General features: G+C 45.5%; 18 protein-coding genes and 1 riboswitch. Of the genes, 15 read left to right on the forward strand and 3 right to left on the reverse strand.

All coding sequences use genetic code 11. The features are described from left to right. Positions 1–153 precede the first annotated feature (153 nt). Positions 154–1,218, forward strand: coding sequence for a branched-chain amino acid aminotransferase (locus tag EDD59_RS13100; RefSeq protein ID WP_279233364.1), 1,065 nt, complete (start codon positions 154–156; stop codon positions 1,216–1,218). A 55-nt stretch (positions 1,219–1,273) separates the two neighbouring features. On the opposite strand, the gene mgtE is transcribed toward EDD59_RS13100, so the two are convergent. Further along, positions 1,274–2,602, reverse strand: coding sequence for a magnesium transporter (mgtE, locus tag EDD59_RS13105; RefSeq protein ID WP_132382686.1), 1,329 nt, complete (start codon positions 2,600–2,602; stop codon positions 1,274–1,276). Between the two features lie 141 nt (positions 2,603–2,743). Beyond that, positions 2,744–2,910: riboswitch (M-box (ykoK) riboswitch) on the reverse strand. A gap of 285 nt (positions 2,911–3,195) precedes the next feature. Here mgtE and EDD59_RS13110 point away from each other — a divergent pair. From EDD59_RS13110 to EDD59_RS13135, 6 genes are all read left to right on the forward strand, one after another. Beyond that, positions 3,196–3,984, forward strand: coding sequence for a class I SAM-dependent DNA methyltransferase (locus EDD59_RS13110; RefSeq protein ID WP_132382610.1), 789 nt, complete (start codon positions 3,196–3,198; stop codon positions 3,982–3,984). Next, positions 3,984–4,874 carry an Hsp33 family molecular chaperone HslO gene (gene hslO / locus EDD59_RS13115; protein WP_132382612.1) on the forward strand — a complete coding sequence of 297 codons (891 nt, stop codon included), beginning with the start codon at positions 3,984–3,986 and terminating at the stop codon, positions 4,872–4,874. Before EDD59_RS13110 ends, hslO begins: the two co-directional genes overlap by 1 nt. A 77-nt stretch (positions 4,875–4,951) precedes the next feature. Next, a complete protein-coding gene (locus EDD59_RS13120; RefSeq protein WP_132382614.1) occupies positions 4,952–6,886 on the forward strand; it encodes an NAD(+) synthase in 1,935 nt (644 codons plus the stop codon). Then, entirely contained in the window at positions 6,873–7,892 is a 1,020-nt protein-coding gene (locus EDD59_RS13125) for a molybdopterin-binding protein (protein ID WP_132382616.1), read from the forward strand. Before EDD59_RS13120 ends, EDD59_RS13125 begins: the two co-directional genes overlap by 14 nt. 67 nt (positions 7,893–7,959) lie before the next feature. Then, positions 7,960–8,664 (forward strand): response regulator transcription factor, encoded by a 705-nt coding sequence (locus EDD59_RS13130; RefSeq protein WP_132382618.1) that lies wholly within the window; start codon positions 7,960–7,962, stop codon positions 8,662–8,664. After that, positions 8,661–10,064, forward strand: coding sequence for a sensor histidine kinase (locus tag EDD59_RS13135; protein ID WP_132382620.1), 1,404 nt, complete (start codon positions 8,661–8,663; stop codon positions 10,062–10,064). Before EDD59_RS13130 ends, EDD59_RS13135 begins: the two co-directional genes overlap by 4 nt. A gap of 42 nt (positions 10,065–10,106) precedes the next feature. Here the strand turns inward: EDD59_RS13135 and EDD59_RS13140 are convergent, their stop codons facing one another. Continuing rightward, positions 10,107–11,114 (reverse strand): ATPase P, encoded by a 1,008-nt coding sequence (locus EDD59_RS13140; RefSeq protein WP_132382622.1) that lies wholly within the window; start codon positions 11,112–11,114, stop codon positions 10,107–10,109. 108 nt (positions 11,115–11,222) lie between these two features. Beyond that, positions 11,223–12,677 (reverse strand): carbon starvation CstA family protein, encoded by a 1,455-nt coding sequence (locus tag EDD59_RS13145; RefSeq protein WP_132382624.1) that lies wholly within the window; start codon positions 12,675–12,677, stop codon positions 11,223–11,225. A gap of 273 nt (positions 12,678–12,950) precedes the next feature. Here EDD59_RS13145 and clpB point away from each other — a divergent pair, with 273 nt between their 5' ends. The 8 genes from clpB to EDD59_RS13185 all read left to right on the forward strand — a co-directional run bounded on the left by clpB (position 12,951) and on the right by EDD59_RS13185 (position 23,826). Beyond that, on the forward strand, positions 12,951–15,536 hold the full coding sequence (gene clpB, locus EDD59_RS13150; protein ID WP_132382626.1) for an ATP-dependent chaperone ClpB: 2,586 nt from the start codon (positions 12,951–12,953) through the stop codon (positions 15,534–15,536). 8 nt (positions 15,537–15,544) lie between these two features. Continuing rightward, positions 15,545–16,789, forward strand: a complete 1,245-nt coding sequence (locus tag EDD59_RS13155) for a Y-family DNA polymerase (protein WP_132382628.1) — start codon at positions 15,545–15,547, stop codon at positions 16,787–16,789. After that, positions 16,770–17,783: an acyltransferase gene (locus tag EDD59_RS13160; protein ID WP_132382630.1), complete on the forward strand. Its 1,014-nt coding sequence runs from the start codon at positions 16,770–16,772 to the stop codon at positions 17,781–17,783. The genes EDD59_RS13155 and EDD59_RS13160 overlap by 20 nt, the downstream gene beginning before the upstream one ends. A 105-nt stretch (positions 17,784–17,888) precedes the next feature. Continuing rightward, positions 17,889–19,373 (forward strand): UDP-N-acetylmuramoyl-L-alanyl-D-glutamate--2,6-diaminopimelate ligase, encoded by a 1,485-nt coding sequence (locus tag EDD59_RS13165; protein WP_132382632.1) that lies wholly within the window; start codon positions 17,889–17,891, stop codon positions 19,371–19,373. 9 nt (positions 19,374–19,382) lie between these two features. Beyond that, on the forward strand, positions 19,383–21,608 hold the full coding sequence (gene priA, locus EDD59_RS13170) for a replication restart helicase PriA (RefSeq protein WP_132382634.1): 2,226 nt from the start codon (positions 19,383–19,385) through the stop codon (positions 21,606–21,608). 50 nt (positions 21,609–21,658) lie between these two features. Then, positions 21,659–22,135, forward strand: coding sequence for a peptide deformylase (gene def, locus EDD59_RS13175; RefSeq protein ID WP_132382636.1), 477 nt, complete (start codon positions 21,659–21,661; stop codon positions 22,133–22,135). A gap of 1 nt (position 22,136) precedes the next feature. After that, positions 22,137–23,078, forward strand: a complete 942-nt coding sequence (gene fmt, locus EDD59_RS13180) for a methionyl-tRNA formyltransferase (protein WP_132382638.1) — start codon at positions 22,137–22,139, stop codon at positions 23,076–23,078. A gap of 49 nt (positions 23,079–23,127) precedes the next feature. Then, complete coding sequence (locus EDD59_RS13185; protein WP_132382640.1) at positions 23,128–23,826, forward strand: zinc metallopeptidase; 699 nt, start codon at positions 23,128–23,130, stop codon at positions 23,824–23,826. The last annotated feature ends 7 nt before the right edge of the window (positions 23,827–23,833 follow it).

Raw genomic sequence — 23,833 nt, forward strand, 5'->3', positions numbered from 1 at the left:
AATCAGATTCCTTATATTTGGGACATTTTTTGAAAGTTGTTTATAAAGACATGGTTTAATTCAGGTCTATGTGGATAAAACTGCGGAAACTCAAGCAGAGTGCATTCTTGAAAATCAAATCCGCAAGTATTATAATTGACACAGAAATAGATTTTGCGGACGAATAAGAGCAGTGAAACGGAGGAGTTACAGATGGACAAGAAAAATATCGACTGGGAGAACTTAGGGTTTGACTATGTGGCGACATCTAAGAGATATGTAGCCAATTTCAGGGACGGAAAATGGGATGAGGGAATACTGACAGAAGACTCAAATATCACATTAAATGAATGTGCGGGAGTTTTTCAGTATGCACAGACAGTTTTTGAAGGGCTGAAGGCGTATACGACAGAGAATGGGCATATTGTAGCCTTCCGTCCTGACCTGAATGGACAGCGCATGACGGATTCTGCAAAAAGGCTGGAGATGCCGGTATTTCCTGTAGAACGTTTTGTGGAAGCAGTTGTGGAAACCATAAGAGCAAATGCAGCATATGTCCCCCCGTTTGGCTCAGGGGCTACATTATATGTAAGACCCTATATGTTCGGAACGAACCCTGTTATTGGGGTAAAACCTGCAGATGAATATCAGTTCCGTGTGTTCACTACACCGGTAGGACCCTATTTCAAAGGAGGAGCAAAACCCCTCACACTGTGCGTCTCTGACTTCGACAGGGCGGCTCCTCACGGAACAGGACACATTAAGGCGGGACTCAACTACGCCATGAGTCTTCATGCAATTATGACAGCCCATGCAAATGGTTTTGATGAAAATATGTATCTTGATTCCGCCACCAGAACAAAAGTAGAAGAGACAGGAGGGGCCAACTTTATCTTTATTACAAAAGACAATACAGTCGTTACTCCTCAGTCCGATACAATTCTGCCCTCTATCACCAGACGTTCCCTGCTTTATGTGGCAGAGCACTATCTGGGACTCAAGGTAGAGGAAAGAACCGTATATTTTGATGAAGTAAAAGATTTTGCCGAATGTGGACTTTGCGGGACAGCAGCAGTCATTTCTCCGGTAGGAAAAATAGTTGACCATGGAAAAGAAATCTGTTTCCCAAGCGGTGTAGAGAAAATGGGGCCGACCATTCAAAAACTGTACGACACACTGACTGGCATCCAGATGGGGCACATTGAGGCTCCGGAAGGATGGATAAAAGTAATTGAGTGAAGCACAAAGTGCGGAGCAATCCGTAGGTATCAGAGGGCAAAATACCTTTTGACCCCTACATCAATATATGTGTTGCAATATTAAAATACACCAGGAGTGAGCAGATATCCACCAATGTTGTGATAAGTGGCGAAGCCATAATTGCCGGGTCCAGATTTACTTTCTTTGCAAGAAGCGGCAGTATGCACCCGATCAGTTTGGATATGATAATTGTAACCATCAGGGAAAGACCGATGACCAGGGCCATTGTAGCATTGTGATACATAATCAGAATCCTGACCCCGTTTGCAGCAGCCAGAACAACACCTACCATGAACGAAACTTTAAATTCCTTAAACATAACCTTGAAAATATCTTTAAAGTGGATTTCGTCCAGTGCAATCCCTCGGATAATCAGAGTAGAACTCTGGGAACCACAGTTTCCGCCGGTATCCATCAGCATGGGAATGAAGGAAACGAGCAGAGGAATTGCTGCAAATGCATTTTCATATTTTGTAATAATAGTCCCTGTAAAGGTTGAGGAAAACAGTAGTATCAAAAGCCAGCCGATGCGGCGTTTTGCATGGACAAAGGCGGAAGTTTCAAAGTAAGACGATTCACCGGGGCTCATAGCAGCCATCTTTGTAATGTCTTCGGTTGCCTCCTCCACCATGACATCCATGGCATCGTCGAAGGTAACAATTCCTACCATAAAGTTGTCGGCATCCAGTACAGGAAGTGCGATCAAATCGTATTTCCTGAACAGCTCCGCCACCTCCTCTTTGTCAGTGTGTGTATTGACGGAAATGATTTCTGTCTCCATCAAATCCTCAATCGCCACATAATCCTCAGCGGTCATCAGATCTTTTGCTGTCACAATCCCGACCAGTTTTCGTCTGTCCATAACATAACAGGTGTAAATAGTTTCTTTGTGTATACCCGTCCTCTTAATGTGCGTCATGGCTTCAGAAACGCTCATATGACGCCGAAGTCCCACGTATTCTGTAGTCATAATACTGCCGGCGCTGTCATCCGGATAGTCCAGAAGAAGATTGATCATATTTCTATCAGACTGACTGACAGTGTTGAGAATACGGGTGACAAGATTTGCTGGAAGTTCCTCCAGCATATCTACTGTATCATCCATATATAAGTTATCTAATAACTCTTTCAACTCTTTTTCCGTAAACATTTCCACCAGATAAGACTGCATAGAATTGTTCATATTAGCAAATACCTCCGCTGCTTTATCCTTGGGTATCAGCCGGAATGCAAGAGCCAGTTCTTTGTCATCTAAATCAGAAAGAAGCGAGGCTATGTCCACTTCGTTCATGACATCCAAAATATTCCTTACTGCTTTGAAATGATGCTGGGTAAGGAGTTCTACAAAAATATTCTTGTCCATCATAGTTATATCTCCATTCTATATGCAAATCTTCTAATTTCTGCGAGTGATAACCGGCATCTGCGTCCATAACCTCACCTCCCTTTTTATATAGAAAAAAGCTCCATCACTGCCTGAACAATGATGGAGCTAAAAGCTTCCGCCATAATACATCGTCCAAGCTTTAGCATCACAGGGCATATCAATTGCATTAGGTTACGCCTTCACGACATAGCCTGCTAACCAGCTTGTTGTGTCTCCACAATCTCACGGCAGCAATCTCAGGAAAATCCAGATCCCTGTGGTAGCCTCACCTACCGAAAAAATTAAATTATATCCTAGTTTATTTTAGAACGCTGTGGTGGCTGTGTCAAGGGGAAATTGCCCCGCAAAGGGGTCGCAAAGGGGTCAGACCCTTTTGCGGACCATTGTCAGAATATTCTCATTATAAAAAGGGTATGGAAATTTTCTTAAGTGTACTTGACAACAATAAAATATCTGTCTAATGTTTTAAATGTGCTCTGCTGATAAATTTTGTGATATAATGCTCTTACTTGGCGAGGTGTTTGCGGGCCTAGAAAGAAAAAACGGTAATGACAGAGGTATTATATAAGATGAATAGTAATATCGAATCCAATGCATACAGCAGCTTTGCGGCTGTGTATGACACATTTATGGATAATGTTCCATATGAGGAATGGGGAGCATATTTACATGGGTTTTTGGAGGAATACAACATTGAAGACGGACTGGTGCTGGATTTGGGATGTGGCACAGGTACTATGACGGAGTTCCTGGCTGCTCTTGGATATGACATGATTGGAGTGGACAGCTCTGGAGACATGCTGGAGCTGGCACTTGAAAAGAAAGAAAAGTCTGGTCATGATATTTTATATCTGCAGCAGGACATGCGGGAATTTGAGCTGTATGGAACGGTAAGAGCAATTTTTAGTATCTGTGATTCCTTGAACTATATTACGGAGCCGGAGGACTTAAAACAGGTGTTCTACTGGGTGAATAATTATCTGGATTTGGACGGAGTCTTTATTTTTGATTTTAATACAGAATATAAATATCGGGAGATTCTGGGAAATACAACCATCGCAGAAAACAGGGAAGAATGCAGCTTCATCTGGGATAATTATTATTATAATGAGGAGCGGATCAACGAGTATGAGTTGAGCCTTTTTATAAAGGATGAAGAACTCTCATTGGGGAATGGAGATATTTATCGTAAATATCAGGAGACGCATTTTCAGCGGGGCTATACCCTGAAGGAAATGACGCAGCTGGTGAAGTCCTCAGGGATGAAGTTTTTTGCGGCATATGATGCGTTTACAAGGGAAGCGCCTTCTGAGAACAGTGAAAGAATTTATGTGATAGCAGGAAAAGGAGATTTTTAATGGCAGATTATATTGTAAGAGCAACGGCTGCAAATACACAGCTTCGTGCATTTGCGGTGATTACAACTGAGTTGGTTGAGACAGCGAGGCAGCACCACAACACAAGCCCGGTGGCCACGGCAGCTTTGGGACGGCTTCTGACGGGCGGCGTGATGATGGGGAGCATGATGAAGAATCAGCAGGACATGCTTACCTTGCAGATTAAATGCGGCGGCCCCATCGGGGGACTGACGGTCACAGCGGACAGTCAGGGAAATGTGAAAGGATATGTGAATAACCCGGATGTACTCCTTCCTCCGAAAAATGGAAAACTTGATGTGGGAGGAGCTTTGGGTCCGGGATTTCTTAATGTCATTAAAGACATGGGACTGAGGGAGCCGTATTCCGGGCAGACTATTTTGCAGACAGGCGAGATTGCGGAGGATCTTACGTACTATTTTGCCACATCGGAACAGGTACCCTCTTCCGTAGGCCTGGGTGTTTTAATGGAGAAAAATAATACGGTCCGGTGTGCCGGCGGTTTTATTGTACAGGTGATGCCGTTTATTGAGGATGAGGTCTTAAATAGGCTGGAGGAAAACATTAAGAAAATCCGTTCTGTGACTGCTATGCTGGACAACGGACATACGCCGGAGGAAATGCTGGGAGAAGTCCTGGAAGGACTGGACGTAGAAATAGTGGACACGCTCCCGGCACAGTTTTACTGTAACTGCTCAAAGGAGAGGATTGAAAAGGCAGTCATCAGTATCGGAGAGAAAGACATTCAGTCCATGATTGATGACGGGGAGGACATTGAGGTAAAATGTCATTTCTGCAATACTGCCTACAATTATACTGTTGGAGAGCTGCAGGAGCTTTTGAAAAAAGCAGGTAGCCGCAGAAGGCTGTGAAGTTATTAAAAATAAAAAAGCGGACCATATGCTGCCTGGGCATTCTTAAAGCTCCGCTTTGACATAGGAGGTCAGGTATGAAACATGGATTTGTAAAGGTTGCGGCAGCCACACCGGATATACGGGTTGCAGATGTAGAGTACAATACAGAAAGAATCTGTGAGGGCATTTCACAGGCAGCTTCAGAGGGAGCAAAAATCGTGGTATTTCCCGAATTGTGTGTTACTGGGTATACCTGTGGAGATTTGTTCACTCAGGAAGTTCTGTTAAGGTCTGCAAAATCGGCTCTGCACCGGATTGCCGCTTTTACTGCGGATAAGGATATACTGGTATTCGTGGGCGTTCCCCTCAGTGTGGATGGAGAACTGTACAATGTGGCCGCAGCGCTGAACCAGGGGGAAGTGCTTGGACTGACAACAAAAACATTTCTTCCCAATTACGGTGAGTTTTACGAGATGCGCCAGTTCACCCCCGGACCTAAGAACGCAAGGGAAATTTTGTTTGAAGGGAAACACATTCCTTTCGGACCTCAGATTTTGTTTCAGGCCGCGGAAATGGAGGAGTTGATTGTGTCTGCGGAAATCTGTGAGGATGTATGGTCCCCGGTGCCTCCCAGTATCCGGGCTGCAATGGAGGGAGCAGTGCTGATTGTAAATTGCTCTGCCAGTGATGAGACCATTGGAAAGGATAATTACCGCAGGGAGCTGATCCGGGGACAGTCTGCCCGCCTGATAGCCGGTTACGTGTATGCTAATGCCGGGGAGGGGGAATCTACTACAGACCTGGTATTCGGAGGACATAATCTGATTACGGAAAACGGAGCTGTTTTACAGGAGGCCAAAAGATTTCAGAATGATATCATTTATTCGGAGATAGATATACACAGGCTTTTCGGAGAGCGGCGTAAAAATACAACGTTCAAAATTTCTGATGAGCGTCAGCTTATGAGAGTTCCATTTTCCATAAAAATGGAAGAAACCGTACTGACCAGACATTTTCCAAAACAGCCCTTTGTCCCGCCCAATGAGCAGGAAAGAGAGCGAAGGTGTGAAGAAATTTTCACGATTCAGGCAATGGGGTTAAAGAAACGTCTGGCCCACACACATGCAAAGAGTGCGGTAGTGGGTATTTCCGGCGGGTTGGACTCTACATTGGCTCTGCTGGTAACTGCACGCGCCTTTGATATGCTGGGAAGAGATAAAAAGGATATCTTTGCGGTAACCATGCCCTGTTTTGGAACTACAGACCGGACCTACCAGAATGCATGCAGGATGGCCAGACAGGTGGGGGCACAGCTTCGGGAAGTGCCCATAGCGGACGCGGTGAGTATTCATTTCAGGGACATCGGTCATAACCCTGAAGATCACAGCGTGACCTATGAAAATGCCCAGGCAAGGGAGAGGACTCAGGTGCTGATGGATATCGCCAATGAGTCCGGCGGGCTGGTAATAGGAACAGGCGATATGTCTGAGCTGGCATTGGGATGGGCGACTTATAACGGTGATCATATGTCTATGTACGGGGTTAATGGGTCCGTGCCGAAAACCCTGGTCCGACACCTTGTGAAGTATGCGGCAGATGTGGCAGAAGATGAAGAATTGAAGACGGTGCTCTATGATGTCTTGGATACACCGGTCAGCCCGGAACTGCTTCCGCCCAAAGAGGGAAATATTGCCCAGAAGACAGAGGATCTGGTGGGGCCCTATGAGCTTCATGACTTTTACCTGTATTATATGATTCGGTTTGGATATGAGCCGGGCAAAATCTACAGGCTGGCGCTGTACACTTTCGAAGACAGCTATGATTCCGCCACCATTTTGAAGTGGCTGAAAACGTTTTGCAGGAGATTTTTTTCTCAGCAGTTTAAACGTTCCTGTCTCCCGGACGGGCCGAAGGTAGGTACAGTGGCACTTTCTCCCAGAGGGGATTGGAGGATGCCAAGTGATGCATGCGTAGATTCCTGGATGAAGGATTTGGAAAATATAGGAGACCTTTTCGATGAAATTAATTAGAACAGAAGATGCGGTGGGAAGTGTTCTGTGTCATGATATTACGCAGATTATTCCGGGAGTAATGAAAGACGCAGTATTTAGAAAGGGGCATATTGTAACTGAAGAGGATATTCCTGTACTGCTGTCGGTGGGCAAGGAACATTTGTATGTATGGGAAAATCAGGAAGGTATGCTTCACGAAAATGATGCGGCAGAGGTGCTGCGCCGGGTATGCCAGGGGGACTATATGACCCCCACGGAAGCAAAAGAGGGGAAAATCGAGCTGAGAGCGGACTGTGACGGTCTGTTGAAGGTGGACAGAAAAAAACTAAATCAGATCAATGGCATGGGGCAGATAGTCATTGCTTCAAGGCACGGAAATTTCCCTGTTAAAAAGAACGATAAGCTTGTGGGAATGCGGGTAGTTCCCCTTGTCATTGAAGAAGAGAAAATGAATAAGGTTGAAGAGTTTTGCGGAGATAAGCCTATTTTTCAGATACTTCCTTTCCATAAAATGAAAGCCGGAATAGTGACTACCGGAAGTGAAGTCTACCATGGAAGAATTACAGATAAATTTACGCCTGTGGTCATAGAGAAGCTGGAAGAATATGGAGTTGAGGTCTTGGGAAGCAAGCCCTGTGATGATGACTCTGAGATGGTTACAGGGGCGATTCAGGATTGGATACGTCAGGGGGCAGAGATGGTAGTCTGTACTGGAGGAATGAGCGTGGATCCCGATGACATGACACCTCTTTCTATACGCAATGCTTCAAATGAAGTCATCACCTATGGGGCACCCGTACTGCCGGGAGCCATGTTCATGCTTGCTTACAATGGTGATATCCCGATTATGGGGCTGCCAGGGTGTGTTATGTATTCAAAACGAACCATATTCGATTTGATGCTGCCAAGGCTGGTGGCAGGCGAAAGACTGAAGGCAGAAGACTTCACAGTGCTGGGAGAAGGCGGACTGTGTCTCTCATGCGACATATGCACCTTTCCCAATTGTGGTTTCGGCAAAGCATAGATAATCTTCACTGTTGTGGGTAAACCACTTTGTCAGGTGTAATATGCATAGATTTGGGAGGAAGGCAATGTCCGAAGGAAAAAATGTTCTTGTAGTGGATGATGAGAAAAAGATACTGGAGGTTGTTTCCTCGTATTTAGAAAGTAAGGCTCACAAAGTATATACTGCCGATACTGGCAACGAGGCACTGGATATTTTCAACAGGGAGACTATTGAATTTGTCATCTTGGATTTGATGCTGCCGGATTTGTCCGGTGAGGAGGTCTGTACAAAAATCCGAAAATGTTCCAGAGTTCCGATTCTTATGCTGACGGCAAAAACTCTGGAGGAGGATATGCTGGAAGGGCTTCATATGGGAGCAGATGATTATATGATAAAGCCTTTTAGTCTGAAAGAGCTTTATGCCCGGATGGAAGCCATCCTGCGCCGTACGGCAGAAAGTCCGATTCCTCTGGCGGCAAGATTCCTGTGGAATGAAGGGGATTTAAGCATTGATTTTGAAAAGGTAGAAGTGAAAAAGAATGGTGAGCCCATCAGCCTTACACCCAAAGAGTGGAAGATTTTGTCTGCCCTCGTGAAATATCCCCAAAAAGTATTTACAAGAGATGACTTGCTGGGCGTTGCCTTTGATGTCAGCTATGAAGGCAATGACCGTGTGATCGATACTCATATCAAAAATCTGAGAAAAAAGATTGAGGACGATCCTCAGAAACCAGTTTATGTGAAAACTGTTCATGGGCTGGGGTATCGGTTTGGAGGTGAAAAGCAGTGAGACAAAAGCTTGGCACGCAAATTTCTGCCGGTTTTGCGCTTATTGCCCTGATATCTATTTTTTTGGTGAGTATTTCCGCAAACCTTCTGATTAACAGACAATTCGAGAAGTATGCCCAGAATCAGCAGGAGAAATTTTCCGAAAATCTCGCAGAGGGGTTAAGCCTTCAGTATGATTCAGGGACAAACGGCTGGAATGTTGATTATATTCACGGTGTGGGGATGTACGCGCTAAACGATGGGTATATCATGAAAGTGTATGACAAGGACGGCGGGATTGTCTGGGATGCAGAGAATCATGACATGGCACGCTGTCATCAAATTATGGATACCATCCGTGCACGTATGGGAAAAGTCCGCCCCAGGCTGAATGGTGACTTTGTTACTCACAGGTATAACCTGAATCAGGACAGCACTTCTGTGGGGTATGTAGATATCAGCTACTACGGCCCCTATTTTTTAAATGAAAATGACTTCCGCTTTTTAGATTCTCTTAATCACATCCTTTTTGTAATAGGGATTATATCTGTGTTGGGTGCAGCACTGGCAGGTACTGCATTTGCCAGGCGTATTTCGAATCCGATTGCAAAAACCACGCAGATTACGAAGGAAATATCGGAAGGCAACTATGAAATTCGCTTTAAGTCCCAAATTGGCACAATTGAACTGCATGAATTGACCCAGGCGGTAAATCATATGGCAGAATCACTGGAACGTCAGGAAAGGCTGCGAAAAAGGATGACGACAGATGTGGCCCATGAGCTGAGAACCCCTCTGGCAAATGTGTCCTCCCATCTTGAGGCTATACTGGAGGGAGTATGGAAACCTACTCCTGAGCGCCTGCAGGGATGCTACGATGAAATCCAGAGAATATCCCGGCTGGTTTCCGATTTGGAAGGCTTAAGCCAGGCAGAGAAGGAGTATGTAACACTGGAAAAAGAACCTGTGGAACTTCTGACGCTGGCATATACCGTCCGTGATAGTTTTGAGCAGGAACTCGCTTCCAAAAGTCTGTCTTGCTCCATGACAGGTGAGACCTGTACTGTGTATGCAGATGCAAAAAGGATCAGGCAGATCATGGACAATCTTTTGTCTAATGCAATCAAGTATTCTTATGAAGGCGGAGAAATACATATTTCCGTACATGATTTTGGAGAAAGCGGTGTATTGGAAGTTGAAGATGATGGAATTGGAATTTCACAGGAGGAAATCCCGCTGATATTTGAAAGGTTTTACAGAACAGATAAGTCCCGCAGCCGTAAAACGGGAGGAACCGGGGTTGGACTGACGATTGTAAAGGCACTTGTGCAGGCTCATGGTGGAAAAGTTACAGTTGAAAGTGAGACCGAAAAAGGGAGCAGGTTTACAGTTGTTTTACCCAAAGGAGAAGACGATGAATAGGAGGCTCCATTAAGCAAAACGGTATTTATGATGAAGTCCTTGTTATTCGTAATTCATTATAAGAAATATAGGCTTGATGGCCGTGATTTCATCGTATTCCTCCTGTTCGACAGAGACGCCGGAGTTTACGGCCTGTAGATCTTCCTTTAAGATTTCTAAAGCTTCACCGATAGTTTCTGTCCTCCCATCTAAAATTATGTTTATCATCCGTCTGCAAACTACTGGATGAGCATAATGGGCGGGCAGGGGAAATGCGGGGTAGTCTCTTGCGAGAGACTGCAGAGAGTCCATTGCTCCTTCAAAACGTTCTTCTATATGCCTTTTCTGCTTTCGGGATGTTGGCAGTACACTAGAGCCTGAAAAGAAGAAGACAGCGGTCAGCCCGAACAGAAGGAAGTAAATTCCAAATCCGGCATGAGTGATAAGTGCATAGATCCCGTAAATCAAAGTACCAATACCTAGAAGCGTAATAAAAAGAGCTGCCCAGCTATAGGCAGGCTTCCTTCTCTCATAGCTTCGTTTCATTTTAGCAGAAGCACTCATTTCCAGGCATAAGTCTGAATGCTTGTCAAGATAAGAAGTACAGTCCTCCAAAATACGGATGCTTCCCGACGCTTTTTCAGAAAGGGGAGCAGCCGTCTTTGCTTTTCTTTTTTTCTCTTTTTCCAACAATCGTTTTTCGGCCTGTTCACTGTGAAGCTTTATACCAGGGCGGAGCTTTTTTATATAGTCCAGGAGATGGTCCACATCCTCCTCTGCTTTGAAAATGCACTGTTTTTCTTTCCCATCTTCAAATACAACAACCAGATAGGGGATAGTTGCAAACATTCCCTTTCCTGTAAAACCCCCTTTGCTCATGGCAATTCGTTTGTAGATTCGTTTTATGGAAGTGAATGGAACATAGTATCTCCGGTCAAAATAGAAGCTGTTTAAGTAGATGGCCTTTTCACCGGCTCCACAGGGACCAAACTTTATACAGGATTTTTTATCTTTGATCAAAACGGTATCAGACAGGGAGGAGGCTCCAAGCCTTGTTGGTTTGAATATCATAAGAATTCTCACTTCCAATATACAAATTTAGGTAATTGTTCAGAGCCAAGCTCAAGAACCTGAGGTTTCCTAGCTGTTTGGCTCTGAATAGATACACCTGTGTTATTTTTATGCAGCTGGCTCCGGCTGCTTTTTTTGCCTTTTTGTAGCACGTACGAAGATGGCCAGGAAAATAACGGCAAGGATAATTCCCGCAGGGTACGCAATTGCCGTTCCAAGGTTCAGGCATTCCGGTGCATATACAAAATATGTCATGGAAACAGCACTCATAAAAGTTGCGGGAACGGCTGTCAGCCAGTAGTTCTTTTGCTGCTGGAACAGATACATACTTGCAGTCCACAGTACGATCATTGCAAGTGTCTGGTTGGTCCAGCTAAAGTACCGCCAGATAATGGTGTAATCCAGATGTCCGATGATTGCTCCGGCACCCAGGAGAGGTACACAGAGAATCAGCCGCTTACCATATTTGGTTTGATCAATTCCAAACCAGTCAGCTAGTGTCAGACGTGCACTTCGAAATGCAGTATCTCCTGATGTAATCGGGCAAACGATAACCCCTATCATTGCCAGTACAATTCCAATCCCTCCCATGGTCTTGGAGCAAACATCATAGATTGCAGCTGACTGCCCATTTGCAAGAATATCACTTAAGCCAGTGCTTAAGCCTCCGGTTACTTCATATAAGGAGCAGCCTGCAGCAGCCCAGATCAAGGCAATTACACCCTCTGCAACCATGGCTCCGTAGAATACAAAGTGACCTTGCTTCTCCGAATTCATACAGCGGGCCATCAGAGGTGACTGGGTTGCGTGGAATCCTGATATGGCACCGCAGGCAACGGTAATGAACATAACACTCCATACAGGAGTAGCACTGGGGTGCATGTTTCTGAAATTAGACCAGATTTCCGGTATTACAAATTCTGATTTTGTGAAAATACCAATGCATACCCCTACTGCCATAATAACCAGACAGACTCCAAAGACAGGGTAAATACGGCCGATAATTTTATCAATAGAGATAAAAGTAGCAATGAAATAATAGGCCAGTATAATCCACAGCCAAAGTTCGGGACTTGCTAAAAGGCCTGTTACATTTCCATTTTTGAACAGGGTTACGATGAGCCCTGCAGGACCAACAGCAAATACTGTTCCCACCATAACAAGAAGAACAACACTAAACACGCGCATTACATTTTTCATGAATTTACCCAGATAGATTCCGCAAACTTCGGAAATAGATGCACCGTTATTTCTTTCAGAAAGCATACCTGAGAAATAATCATGCACTCCGCCCGCGAATATTGTTCCAAATGTTATCCATAAAAACACCACCGGCCCCCATAAAGCTCCCTGCATAGCTCCGAAAATAGGGCCAAGTCCCGCAATATTCAAAAGCTGTACAAGAAACAGCTTCCACTGAGGCATGACCACATAATCCACACCATCATTAATTTTTACTGCCGGTGTCTCTCTGTCATCAGGTTCAAAAGTATTTTCTACGATTTTGCCATAAACAAAATATCCTCCGATAAGCAGCGCCAGACAGATTAAAAAACTAATCATAGAGGTGCCTCCTTTTTTTTATAAAAAATTTATTCTTTGTTTATAGTTATGTGGTAATGTTAAACAAAATGCAACATATAGTGCGGAAAACTCAATCAATACTACTAATTTGGAATATAAAGACATACGAATGCAGGAGAAATCGAGCTGATGGCTGAACTGTTACATTTTTATAAACCAATTAGCACTCTCCTATTGACAGTGCTAACTGTACGTGGTATTGTTATAATGTTAATAGAACAAATAGCATGAAATGACAAAGGGGGTCTTTTTTTGAACATAAATAAATTTACGCAAAATTCGCTCCAGGCTGTCCAGGACTGTGAGAAGATTGCCTATGACTACGGCAACCAAGAGATTGCGCAGGAGCATCTGCTGTATGCCCTTGTGACGCAGGATGACAGTTTGATTCTGAAATTGCTTGAGAAAATGAATATCCAGGGAACTTTGTTTGTGAGCCGTGTGGAGGAAGCTCTTTCTAAACGGCCCAAAGTACAGGGCGGCCAGGCATTTGTCGGCCAGGATTTGAACAATGTACTGATTCACGCCGAGGACGAGGCAAAACAGATGGGGGACGAGTATGTTTCCGTAGAGCATTTGTTCCTGGCACTTTTAAAATATGCAGGCAGAGAGCTAAAAGGATTGTACAAAGAATTTGGCATTAACCGCAACAGTTTCCTCCAGGCATTATCCACAGTCCGTGGGAATCAGAGGGTAACCAGCGACAATCCGGAGGCAACCTATGACACATTAAAGAAATACGGACAGGATTTAGTAGAGCAGGCAAGGGAGCAGAAGCTGGACCCGGTCATCGGCAGGGATGAAGAAATCCGCAACGTAGTCCGCATTCTCTCCCGTAAGACGAAGAACAATCCAGTGCTCATCGGTGAGCCCGGTGTAGGTAAGACGGCAGTGGTAGAGGGACTTGCTCAGCGTATTGTGAGGGGCGATGTGCCGGAAGGACTGAAGGAGAAGACTATTTTTTCTCTGGACATGGGGTCTCTGGTTGCAGGTGCAAAATACAGAGGAGAATTTGAGGAGCGGCTGAAAGCTGTTCTGGAAGAAGTGAAGAACAGTGACGGCAAGATTATTCTGTTTATTGATGAACTGCACTTGATTGTCGGAGCAGGTAAGACAGACGGAGCCATGGACGCAGGCAATATGTTAAAGCCTATGCTGGCCCGGGGAGAGCTGCACTGTATTGGGGCTACTACATTGGACGAATACCGCCAGTATATTGAGAAGGATGCGGCGCTGGAGAGACGGTTCCAGCCGGTTATGGTGGAGGAGCCTACAGTGGAGGATGCTATCTCCATTCTCCGTGGCCTGAAGGAACGCTATGAAGTGTTCCACGGTGTTAAGATTACGGACAGTGCACTGGTTGCCGCGGTCACACTTTCTAACCGTTATATCTCTGACCGATTTCTTCCTGACAAGGCAATCGACCTGGTGGATGAGGCATGTGCCCTAATTAAAACAGAACTGGATTCCATGCCCACAGAGCTGGATGAGCTCCGCCGCCGCATTATGCAGCTGGAGATCGAAGAGGAGGCATTGAAAAAAGAGGAAGACCGGTTAAGCCGGGAACGTCTGGAGCATCTGCAGGAAGAGCTGGCAGGACTCCGCGAAGAATACTCCGGAAAGAAAGCACAGTGGGATAATGAGAAAACCACTGTAGAAAGAGTACAGAAGGTCCGGGAGGAAATTGAACGGGTTAATCAGGAAATTCAGAAGGCTCAGAGAGAGTATGACTTGAATAAAGCAGCAGAGCTGCAGTACGGACGTCTTCCCCAGCTCCAGAAACAGCTGGAGGTGGAAGAAGATAGGACTAAGGCAAAGCATTTGTCTCTGGTACATGAGGCAGTCACAGACGAAGAGATTGCAAGAATTATCTCCCGTTGGACAGGAATTCCTGTGGCAAGGCTGAACGAAAGTGAACGGAGCAAAACCCTTCACCTTGCCGAAACACTTCATAAGCGTGTGGTTGGCCAGGATGAAGGCGTGGAACTGGTAACGGAAGCTATTATCCGTTCCAAAGCAGGGATCAAGGATCCGTCCAAGCCTATAGGCTCCTTCCTGTTTTTAGGACCCACCGGTGTAGGCAAGACAGAACTTGCAAAGGCACTTGCAGAGAGCCTCTTTGATGATGAGAATAATATGGTGCGTATTGATATGAGTGAGTACATGGAGAAATTCTCCGTGTCCAGACTGATAGGAGCTCCTCCGGGATATGTAGGGTACGATGAAGGCGGACAGCTCACCGAGGCAGTGAGAAGAAAACCATATTCTGTTGTTCTGTTTGACGAAATTGAAAAAGCACATCCGGATGTATTTAACATACTTCTGCAGGTGCTTGACGATGGGCGTATAACGGACTCCCAGGGGCGCACAGTGGATTTTAAAAATACAATTCTTATCATGACTTCCAACCTTGGAGCAAACTATCTTCTGGAAGGCATCGAGGAAGATGGAACAATCGACCAGTCCAGTCAGGACATGGTAATGAATGAGCTGAAGTCCAGGTTCAGACCAGAATTTTTGAACCGTCTGGATGAAATCATTATGTTCAAGCCATTGACGAAAGACAATATTTATGCCATCATTAACTTGTTAGTAGCAGACGTAAATAGGCGGCTTGCAGACAAAGAACTCTCCATTGAACTGACAGAACCGGCAAGAATGCTCATCGTAGAGGGGGGCTATGATCCCATGTACGGTGCAAGACCGTTGAAGAGATATCTGCAGAAGAACGTGGAAACCCTTGCGGCGAAGCTGATTCTGGAGGGAAACGTAGGAAGAGAAGATATCATCTTAATCGATGTTGCTGACGGTAAACTAGTAGCAAGGGTGAAAGGATAAAAGGTTTCATGACACCGATTATTTTCCACATTGATGTCAATTCAGCTTTTTTAAGCTGGACAGCGGCAGAACAATTGAAAAAGGGTGCAAAGCAGGATATAAGGACGATACCGGCTATTATCGGCGGTGATCAGAAAAGCCGGCGGGGTGTGGTACTTGCCAAATCTATCCCTGCAAAAAAATATGGCATTCGCACGGGGGAACCTGTTGCGAATGCCTTTCGTAAGTGCCCCAATCTCGTCATGGAGCCGCCTGACCATAAAATGTACCGGGAAAGAAGCAGGCTGCTGATGGAATATCTGAAAAGCTTTACACGTGACATCCAGCAGGTCAGTGTGGATGAGTGTTATATGGATTTCACACAGATTGCATGGAAGTATCCTTCAGCCGTTGAAGCTGCGCTGATTATGAAAGATGGAGTCAAAAAAAAGTTTGGTTTTACGGTCAATATCGGAATTTCATCGAATAAGCTCCTGGCAAAGATGGCATCGGATTTTGAAAAACCGGATAAGGTACATACGCTTTTTCCGGAAGAAATCCGGGAGAAAATGTGGCCTTTGCCTATAGGAGAATTATTTATGGCGGGGAAGTCCAGCGTAGAAACTTTTAAGAAATTGGAAATTTATACCATAGGAGATCTGGCTCAGGCGGATCCTGATTTAATATGTCTGCATATGAAAAGCCATGGGAAGAAGCTGTGGGAATTTGCAAACGGAATTGACAATTCTACTGTGCACTCTGTGCAGGCGGAGGCAAAAGGTGTGGGAAATTCTACTACACTGGCTGAGGATGCGGTGACGGCAGAGGAAGCAAAGAAGGTTCTGAGGACCCTTGCCAAAAGCGTAGCAGGCAGGCTGAAAAAGTCTGATCAGAAGGCTTATATGGTAAGTACAGAAATCAGGTACTATGATTTTCAGGACATTTCTCATCAAAAGCAGCTTACAAAGCCGACGGATGAAGAGAATGTACTTTATGAGACTGCCTGTCAGCTGTTTGATGAGGCCTGGAGCGGAGAACCAATCAGACTTTTGGGAATCCGGACTGCAAAGCTGGTGGACTCTTCGGAGCCGGTGCAGCTTTCTATATTTGACATTGAGCTGCCCAAACCCCCCGACGAAAAGCACAAAAAACTAAATAAAGCGATGGATGAAATACGGACAAAATACGGGAAAGACGCCGTAGTAAAGGCAAGTCTGATGAAGAAAAGCACGGAAAAAAAGGCTAGGAGGTACTATGACAAAAAAGAATTATAATATGGAACTTATTAGAACTGCTTCATTTGTGATGGTGGTTATCGTTCATGTTGCCAATTACTATTGCAGAGCATATGCCGATATCGGCAGGGGAGAATACGTATTTGCACTTATTTTGGATACGGTGTCCAGGATCAGCGTACCTTGTTTTTTTATGCTTAGCGGGGCACTGCTGCTCAATAGAAATGAACCTCTCCGTAAAAACGGAAGACGCTTGATACACATCCTGACTGCACTGATTTTCTGGAGCATAATCTATTACTTCTTCAATACCCGCTTCATGGGCACTCCTTACAACCTGGCGGAGGTGCTTGAGACCCCGGTGGAAGCGCACCTCTGGTATCTTTACGCAATTATTCCCATATATCTGGTTATCCCCTTTTTTCAGGTTATGTGCAGAGGAATGAATGAGACTTTGGACAGAGCACTTCTCGCTGTAGGTTTAGGGACGACTATGTTCCTATATATTTTATCTTTTACAGAGAGAGAAACTTATCTTGATGTGCCTATTATTGGTGATCGGGCATATATGGTTTATTTTTTCCTGGGCTATTTCATTTTCAAATACAGGGATGAATTAAAGAAGCATTTTTCTTTGCTCATGGGAATTTTTCTGGGGAGTACGGCATTAAATATAGGAATGACATTGTGGTTTACGTATCAGACAGGGAATCACTATGAACGGTTCCTGGAATATGGCTGTCCGCTGATAATGATAAGCGGAGCATCCTTCTTTGCTCTGCTGATGCAGATTGACAACGGAAATATTCATCTGAAAGACAGGACAAGGAGAAGGATAGATTTATGGTGCGGATGTTCTTTCGGAATCTATCTCATTCACATTATCTTTCTGGACTCTTACAAGAAATATGTGAATCCGGAGCAGCTGTCTGCCTGGATTGCCGTTCCCGGGCTTGCTGTGGGAATACTAGTTCTGTCCCTTATAAGTGTTTACCTTATCCGCAAACTGCCCTTTGGGAAATATATTTCATAAATGGTTGTTACAATAATTTCCCCGAGAAGTTTTACAAGGGGGGATTATTTGTGTTATTCTATATAACACATCCGTTTGAAGGATTTTTCATAAGGAGGAACATGGATGAAACTGAATCAGTTATTAGAACGTTTAGAATATGAAGTGACACAGGGAAGTGATGAAATTGAGATTACAACACTGATTAATGACTCTAGAAAGGTAGAAAAAGGCTCCGTATTTGTCTGTATTTCCGGCGCCGTATCGGACGGGCATGAATTTGTCAGTGAGGTGGCAGAAAAGGGTGCTTATGCTGTGATTGTGGAAAAGGAAGTAACGGCGCCTGAAGATGTGACTGTCATCCGGGTGGCGGACACAAGATATGCACTTGCTCTGATGTCTGCAGCTTACTTTGGGTATCCGGCGGAGAAGATGAGAATCATCGGAATTACCGGGACAAAAGGGAAGACCACAACCACTTACATGATTAAGTCTATTTTAGAGGAAGTAGGCCATAAGGTGGGTTTGATAGGAACCATAGAGGCAATTATCGGAAACAAAAAGATACCTGCGTCAAATACCACTCCGGAGTCATTTACCATACATCAGTATTTTGCGAAGATGGCAGAGGACGGGTGCGACTGTGTGGTAATGGAAGTGTCCTCCCAGGGACTGATGCTGAACAGGACAGCGGGGATTCCCTTTGAAATCGGGATTTTTACTAACTTGGGCAGAGACCATATCGGACCTAATGAGCACAAGGATTTTGAAGATTATAAACGATGCAAGGGACTTCTCTTTAAACAGTGCAAGCTGGGAATCGCCAATGTGGATGATCCATATTTTAAGGAGGTGTTCTCAGGTGCGACCTGCAGGACAGAAACCTTTGGATTTTCAGAGAGGGCAGATTTAAGGGCAGTGAATACGCATCTGATGTCTCGTCCCGGCTATCTTGGAGTCTCCTACCATGTCACCGGTCTGTTGGATTTTGACGTGGAGATTGACATTCCCGGCAAATTCAGTGTCTACAATTCTCTGACGGCTATCGCAGTATGCAGACATTTTCAGGTGCCGGCAAAAAAGATTCAGGAGGCGTTGAAGGTGGCAAAGGTCAAGGGCAGGATTGAGATGATTAAGGTATCGGATGATTTTACCCTGATGATTGACTATGCGCATAATGCTATGAGTCTGGAGAGTCTCCTGACGACTCTGAAGGAATATAATCCGGCACGCCTGGTATGCCTGTTTGGCTGCGGCGGCAACCGCTCAAAGGAGCGTCGATATGAGATGGGAGAGGTGTCAGGACGTCTGGCGGATTTGACGATTATTACGTCGGACAATCCGAGATTTGAAGAACCTCAGGGTATCATAGATGACATTAAAACAGGTATTTCCAAAACGAATGGCAAATATGTGGAAATCTGTGACAGAAAGGAAGCCATCCGTTACGCTATAGAGCATGGACAGCCGGGGGACGTCATTGTGTTGGCGGGCAAGGGACATGAGGACTATCAGGAAATCAAAGGAGTCAAGCACCCCATGGATGAAAGGGTGTTGATTAAAGAAGTTTTAACCGAGTTGAAAAAACAGAAGAAAACACAAAGTAGGTGAGCATATTTCATGTATGCGGACATTATCGTAGATATCACACATGAAAAACTGGATAAAATATTTCAGTACCGAATTCCCTCCCGGCTGGAGGGAGAGCTTGCTGTGGGTATGGAGGTACTTGTCCCTTTCGGGAGAGGAAACCGAGAGACGAAGGGGTATGTCATAGGATTATCGGACACCTGCGGATATGACGAAGCGAAGGTGAAGGAGGTTCAGGATATTTCTCGGAAGGGCGTAGCCATAGAAGGAAAGCTTGTGGCTCTGGCAGCCTGGATGAAGGAACAGTACGGGGGAACCATGATTCAAGCTTTGAAGACGGTTCTTCCCATTAAACAGAAGGAAAATGCAAAGGTAAAGAAGCGGATACGTCTTTTGCTGAGCGAAGAAGAAGGCAGACAGAAACTGGAACATTACCTGGAAAAGAACCAGAAGGCACGGGCCAGACTTATGGCCGCACTTTTGGATGACAATATACTGGAATATGAACTGGTGATGAAAAAACTTAACATTACACTTTCTGTCGTGCGTGCACTGGAAGAACAGGGAGTTCTTGTTCTGGAATCCCGGCAGGTTTACCGAAATCCTGTAAAAGGGGAAAAGGAAGAAAGCTGCATTACGTTTACAGAAGAACAGAAAGCTGCGATTTCTGCTTTCTGGGAAGACTATAGCCGGGGAAAACGAGGCACCTATCTGGTATATGGGGTCACCGGAAGCGGGAAGACGGAAGTGTATATAGAAATGATACGACGGGTAGCCGCACAGGGAAAACAGGCCATTGTTTTAATCCCTGAAATTGCCCTGACCTATCAGACGGTCATGCGGTTTTACCGGAATTTTGGAGATCGGGTATCTATTATGAATTCCCGCCTATCGGCAGGGGAGCGCTATGACCAGATGATGCGGGCGAAAGAAGGCAAGATTGATGTTATGATAGGACCGCGTTCCGCTCTTTTTACGCCCTTTCCTAACTTGGGTCTGATTGTGATAGACGAGGAGCATGAGCCTACATATAAGAGTGAACAGGTTCCAAGGTACCATGCCAGAGAGACGGCACAAGCCCGGGGAGATATGGAAGGGGCAAGCCTTGTTCTGGGCTCTGCCACACCGTCCATGGAAGCAATGTACCGGGTCAGAAGGGGAGAATACGTACTTTTGGAAATGAAAAACCGTTCCAGGATGCAGGATATGGCTAAGGTATATACAGTGGATTTGCGGGAAGAATTAAAGGAAGGAAACCATTCGATTCTGAGCCGGAAACTGCAGGAACTTATTGCTGACAGACTGGAGAAGAAAGAGCAGACAATGCTGTTTTTGAACCGACGGGGATATGCAGGGTTTATCTCCTGCAGAGAATGCGGGCATGTGATAAAATGTCCTCACTGCGATGTATCCCTTTCCTATCACAGGGGCGGCAAAATGGTGTGCCACTATTGTGGCTATGAAGAGCCTAAAAAACAGCATTGTCCCGAGTGCGGTTCCCGCCATATAGGGGAATTTAAGGCGGGTACTCAGCAGGTAGAGGATATTGTAAAGAGGCAGTTTCCAAACGCCCGGGTGCTGCGCATGGATATGGATACTACCCGGCAGAAAGACGGCCATGAAAAGATATTGTCGGCATTTGCGGACGGGGAGGCGGATATTCTGGTGGGGACGCAGATGATTGTAAAGGGACATGACTTTCCGAATGTGACCCTGGCAGGTGTCCTGGCTGCGGATATGTCCCTTTATGCGGACGACTATCGGGCAGGGGAACGGACCTTCCAGCTTCTGACCCAGGCGGTGGGAAGAGCCGGCCGGGGCAGTAAGAAGGGCGAAGCGGTGATTCAGACCTACAGTCCGGATCATTACGGGATTGTGACGGCGGCGGCTCAGGACTATGAAGCCTTCTATGAAGAGGAAATCCATTACAGAGAGCTGATGGGATACCCTCCGGTGGAAAATCTGCTGGCGGTGCTGATAAGCTGTGAGGATGAAGCTCTTCTGGAAAAAGGAGCCGGGTACTTAAAGGAATATGCTCTCCGTGTCAGCAGAGGGAGAAGCATAGAGATTATTGGACCTGCAAGTCCTGGGATTGGAAAAGTAAAGGACGTGTATCGGAAAGTTCTCTATCTGAAAGCAGAAAGATATGATACACTGATAAGGATAAAGAATTATCTTGAACAATACATTGAAATAAACACCGGATTTCGAAAAATGCGGATACAATTTGATTTCAATCCGATGAATGTTTTTTAGAACAAAGTAAAAAGGTAACTATTCAGAACAGTTACAAGACGGAGGAAGCTATGGCAATCAGAGAAGTTAGAGAGATTGGGGACGAGATTCTGACGAAAAAGAGCAAAGAAGTAACAAAGATGACTCTTCGAACAAAGATCCTGATCAATGACATGTTGGATACATTGTATGAAAAAATGGGAGTAGGCCTTGCAGCTCCCCAGGTTGGAGTGCTCAAAAAAATTGTAGTCATTGACGTGGGAGAAGGTCCTATTGTGTTAATCAACCCGGAGATTCTGGAGGCGTCGGGAGAGCAGACAGGCGAAGAAGGATGTTTAAGCGTGCCTGGAAAATGGGGAATCGTAACCAGACCGAACCATGTGAAGATCCGTGCCCTGAATGAAGATATGGAAGAATTTGAGCTGGAAGGAGAAGGACTGCTGGCAAGGGCATTTTGTCATGAAATCGATCATCTCAACGGTGAGCTGTATGTGGACAGAGTGGAGGACGGCCTCCACGATGTACAGTATGAGGAGGATGAGGAGTAAGATGAGAGTGATATTTATGGGAACTCCTGAGTTTTCAGTGGGAACTCTGGAAGCACTGATAGAAACCGGACACGATGTGTGTCTGACAGTGACTCAGCCTGACAAACCCAAGGGCAGAGGAAAAGAGATGCAGTATACGCCTGTGAAAGAAGCAGCAGTCAGACATGACATACCAATCTATCAGCCTGCAAGGGTGAGAAAGCCAGAATGCGTAGCCGAGCTTAAGAAATACCAGGCGGATGCTATTGTTGTTGTGGCATTTGGACAGATACTTCCCAAAGAGATTCTGGAGATGACACCTTATGGATGCATCAATGTCCACGCGTCATTGCTGCCCAAGTACAGAGGTGCAGCGCCCATACAGTGGGCGATTATCAGTGGTGAGGCAGTAACAGGTGTCACGACCATGCAGATGGACGAGGGCCTGGATACAGGAGATATGATCTTAAAGACTCAGGTGCCCATCACAGAAGATGAGACTGGTGAAAGCCTGCACGATAAATTGGCATTGGCGGGGGCTAAGCTTTGCGTGAAGACATTGAAAGCACTGGAAGAAGGCACTGCTGTATTTGAAAAACAGGGGGAAAGCCCCACTCCCTATGCGAAAATGCTGGATAAGAAGATGGGAAATATTGATTGGAGCCGGCCGGCAAGCGAGATCGAGAGACTGGTACGAGGGCTGAACTCCTGGCCAAGCGCTTATACCCACTGGGGTGACACAGTGCTGAAAGTATGGAGGGCAAAGGCAGAACCCGCGGCAGAGGGTACACAAGAGCAAACACCGGGAACCGTGCTGGGTGTGAATAAAGACAGCTTTACAGTGCAGACAGGAGACGGACGGCTTCGCGTCAGTGAACTTCAGATTCCGGGGAAAAAGAGAATGAAGACAAGTGCATTTTTGAGGGGATATACACTGAAAAAGGGCACACTGTTCACTCGCTAGTGCACTAGCCCTACTGAACAGTTACAGTTTCAACAACGGAGGAATTTTTATGTTTTATTATTATTATGACCCTACTTATATATTAGTTTTAATCGGGGCAGTCATCTGTATACTGGCATCGAGCCGGGTAAACCGGGTGTTCAATAAATATGCTCAGGTGCGCAGCCACTCAGGGCTGACCGGGCGTGAAGCGGCAGAAAGTATCTTAAAGTCAAATGGAATTTATGATGTTCAGGTGCGCCACATATCGGGAAATCTGAACGATCATTATGATCCCAGAAACAAAACGCTAAGTCTGTCAGATGCCACCTATCAGTCGGCTTCTGTGGCGGCCATCGGCGTGGCGGCCCACGAATGCGGCCATGCAGTCCAGCACAGTGTGGGGTATGTTCCTTTGAAAATAAGAGGCGCATTAGTCCCGGTTGCAAATTTTGGCTCCGCCGCGGCCTGGCCGCTGGTAATTATCGGCCTGTTTATCCGGGGAAATGCCTCTGCTTTTTTGATTAATCTTGGAATCTTTCTGTTTTCAGGGGCTGTTCTATTCCAGCTTGTAACTCTTCCGGTGGAGATTAATGCCTCCAGAAGAGCGGTAAAAGCGCTGGAAACTTCAGGAATGCTTTATCCTGAGGAAATAGGAGCTACAAAGGAAGTCTTAAGTGCCGCTGCACTGACTTATGTGGCAAGCGCGGCATCCATGATACTGCAGCTTTTAAGGCTGCTTTTCATCGGCGGACGCAGAAGAGATTAGCGGAGGA

The organism is Muricomes intestini (assembly GCF_004346165.1).
Lineage (GTDB): Bacteria > Bacillota > Clostridia > Lachnospirales > Lachnospiraceae > Muricomes > Muricomes intestini.

What these genes read in the sequence shown, in the direction of transcription:
- mgtE (WP_132382686.1), bottom strand. Translation starts at nt 2,602, where the DNA reads ATGGACAAGAATATTTTTGTAGAACTCCTTACCCAGCATCATTTCAAA.
- EDD59_RS13110 (WP_132382610.1), top strand. Translation starts at nt 3,196, where the DNA reads ATGAATAGTAATATCGAATCCAATGCATACAGCAGCTTTGCGGCTGTG.
- hslO (WP_132382612.1), top strand. Translation starts at nt 3,984, where the DNA reads ATGGCAGATTATATTGTAAGAGCAACGGCTGCAAATACACAGCTTCGT.
- EDD59_RS13120 (WP_132382614.1), top strand. Translation starts at nt 4,952, where the DNA reads ATGAAACATGGATTTGTAAAGGTTGCGGCAGCCACACCGGATATACGG.
- EDD59_RS13125 (WP_132382616.1), top strand. Translation starts at nt 6,873, where the DNA reads ATGAAATTAATTAGAACAGAAGATGCGGTGGGAAGTGTTCTGTGTCAT.
- EDD59_RS13130 (WP_132382618.1), top strand. Translation starts at nt 7,960, where the DNA reads ATGTCCGAAGGAAAAAATGTTCTTGTAGTGGATGATGAGAAAAAGATA.
- EDD59_RS13140 (WP_132382622.1), bottom strand. Translation starts at nt 11,114, where the DNA reads ATGATATTCAAACCAACAAGGCTTGGAGCCTCCTCCCTGTCTGATACC.
- EDD59_RS13145 (WP_132382624.1), bottom strand. Translation starts at nt 12,677, where the DNA reads ATGATTAGTTTTTTAATCTGTCTGGCGCTGCTTATCGGAGGATATTTT.
- EDD59_RS13155 (WP_132382628.1), top strand. Translation starts at nt 15,545, where the DNA reads ATGACACCGATTATTTTCCACATTGATGTCAATTCAGCTTTTTTAAGC.
- EDD59_RS13160 (WP_132382630.1), top strand. Translation starts at nt 16,770, where the DNA reads ATGACAAAAAAGAATTATAATATGGAACTTATTAGAACTGCTTCATTT.
- EDD59_RS13165 (WP_132382632.1), top strand. Translation starts at nt 17,889, where the DNA reads ATGAAACTGAATCAGTTATTAGAACGTTTAGAATATGAAGTGACACAG.
- priA (WP_132382634.1), top strand. Translation starts at nt 19,383, where the DNA reads ATGTATGCGGACATTATCGTAGATATCACACATGAAAAACTGGATAAA.
- def (WP_132382636.1), top strand. Translation starts at nt 21,659, where the DNA reads ATGGCAATCAGAGAAGTTAGAGAGATTGGGGACGAGATTCTGACGAAA.
- fmt (WP_132382638.1), top strand. Translation starts at nt 22,137, where the DNA reads ATGAGAGTGATATTTATGGGAACTCCTGAGTTTTCAGTGGGAACTCTG.
- EDD59_RS13185 (WP_132382640.1), top strand. Translation starts at nt 23,128, where the DNA reads ATGTTTTATTATTATTATGACCCTACTTATATATTAGTTTTAATCGGG.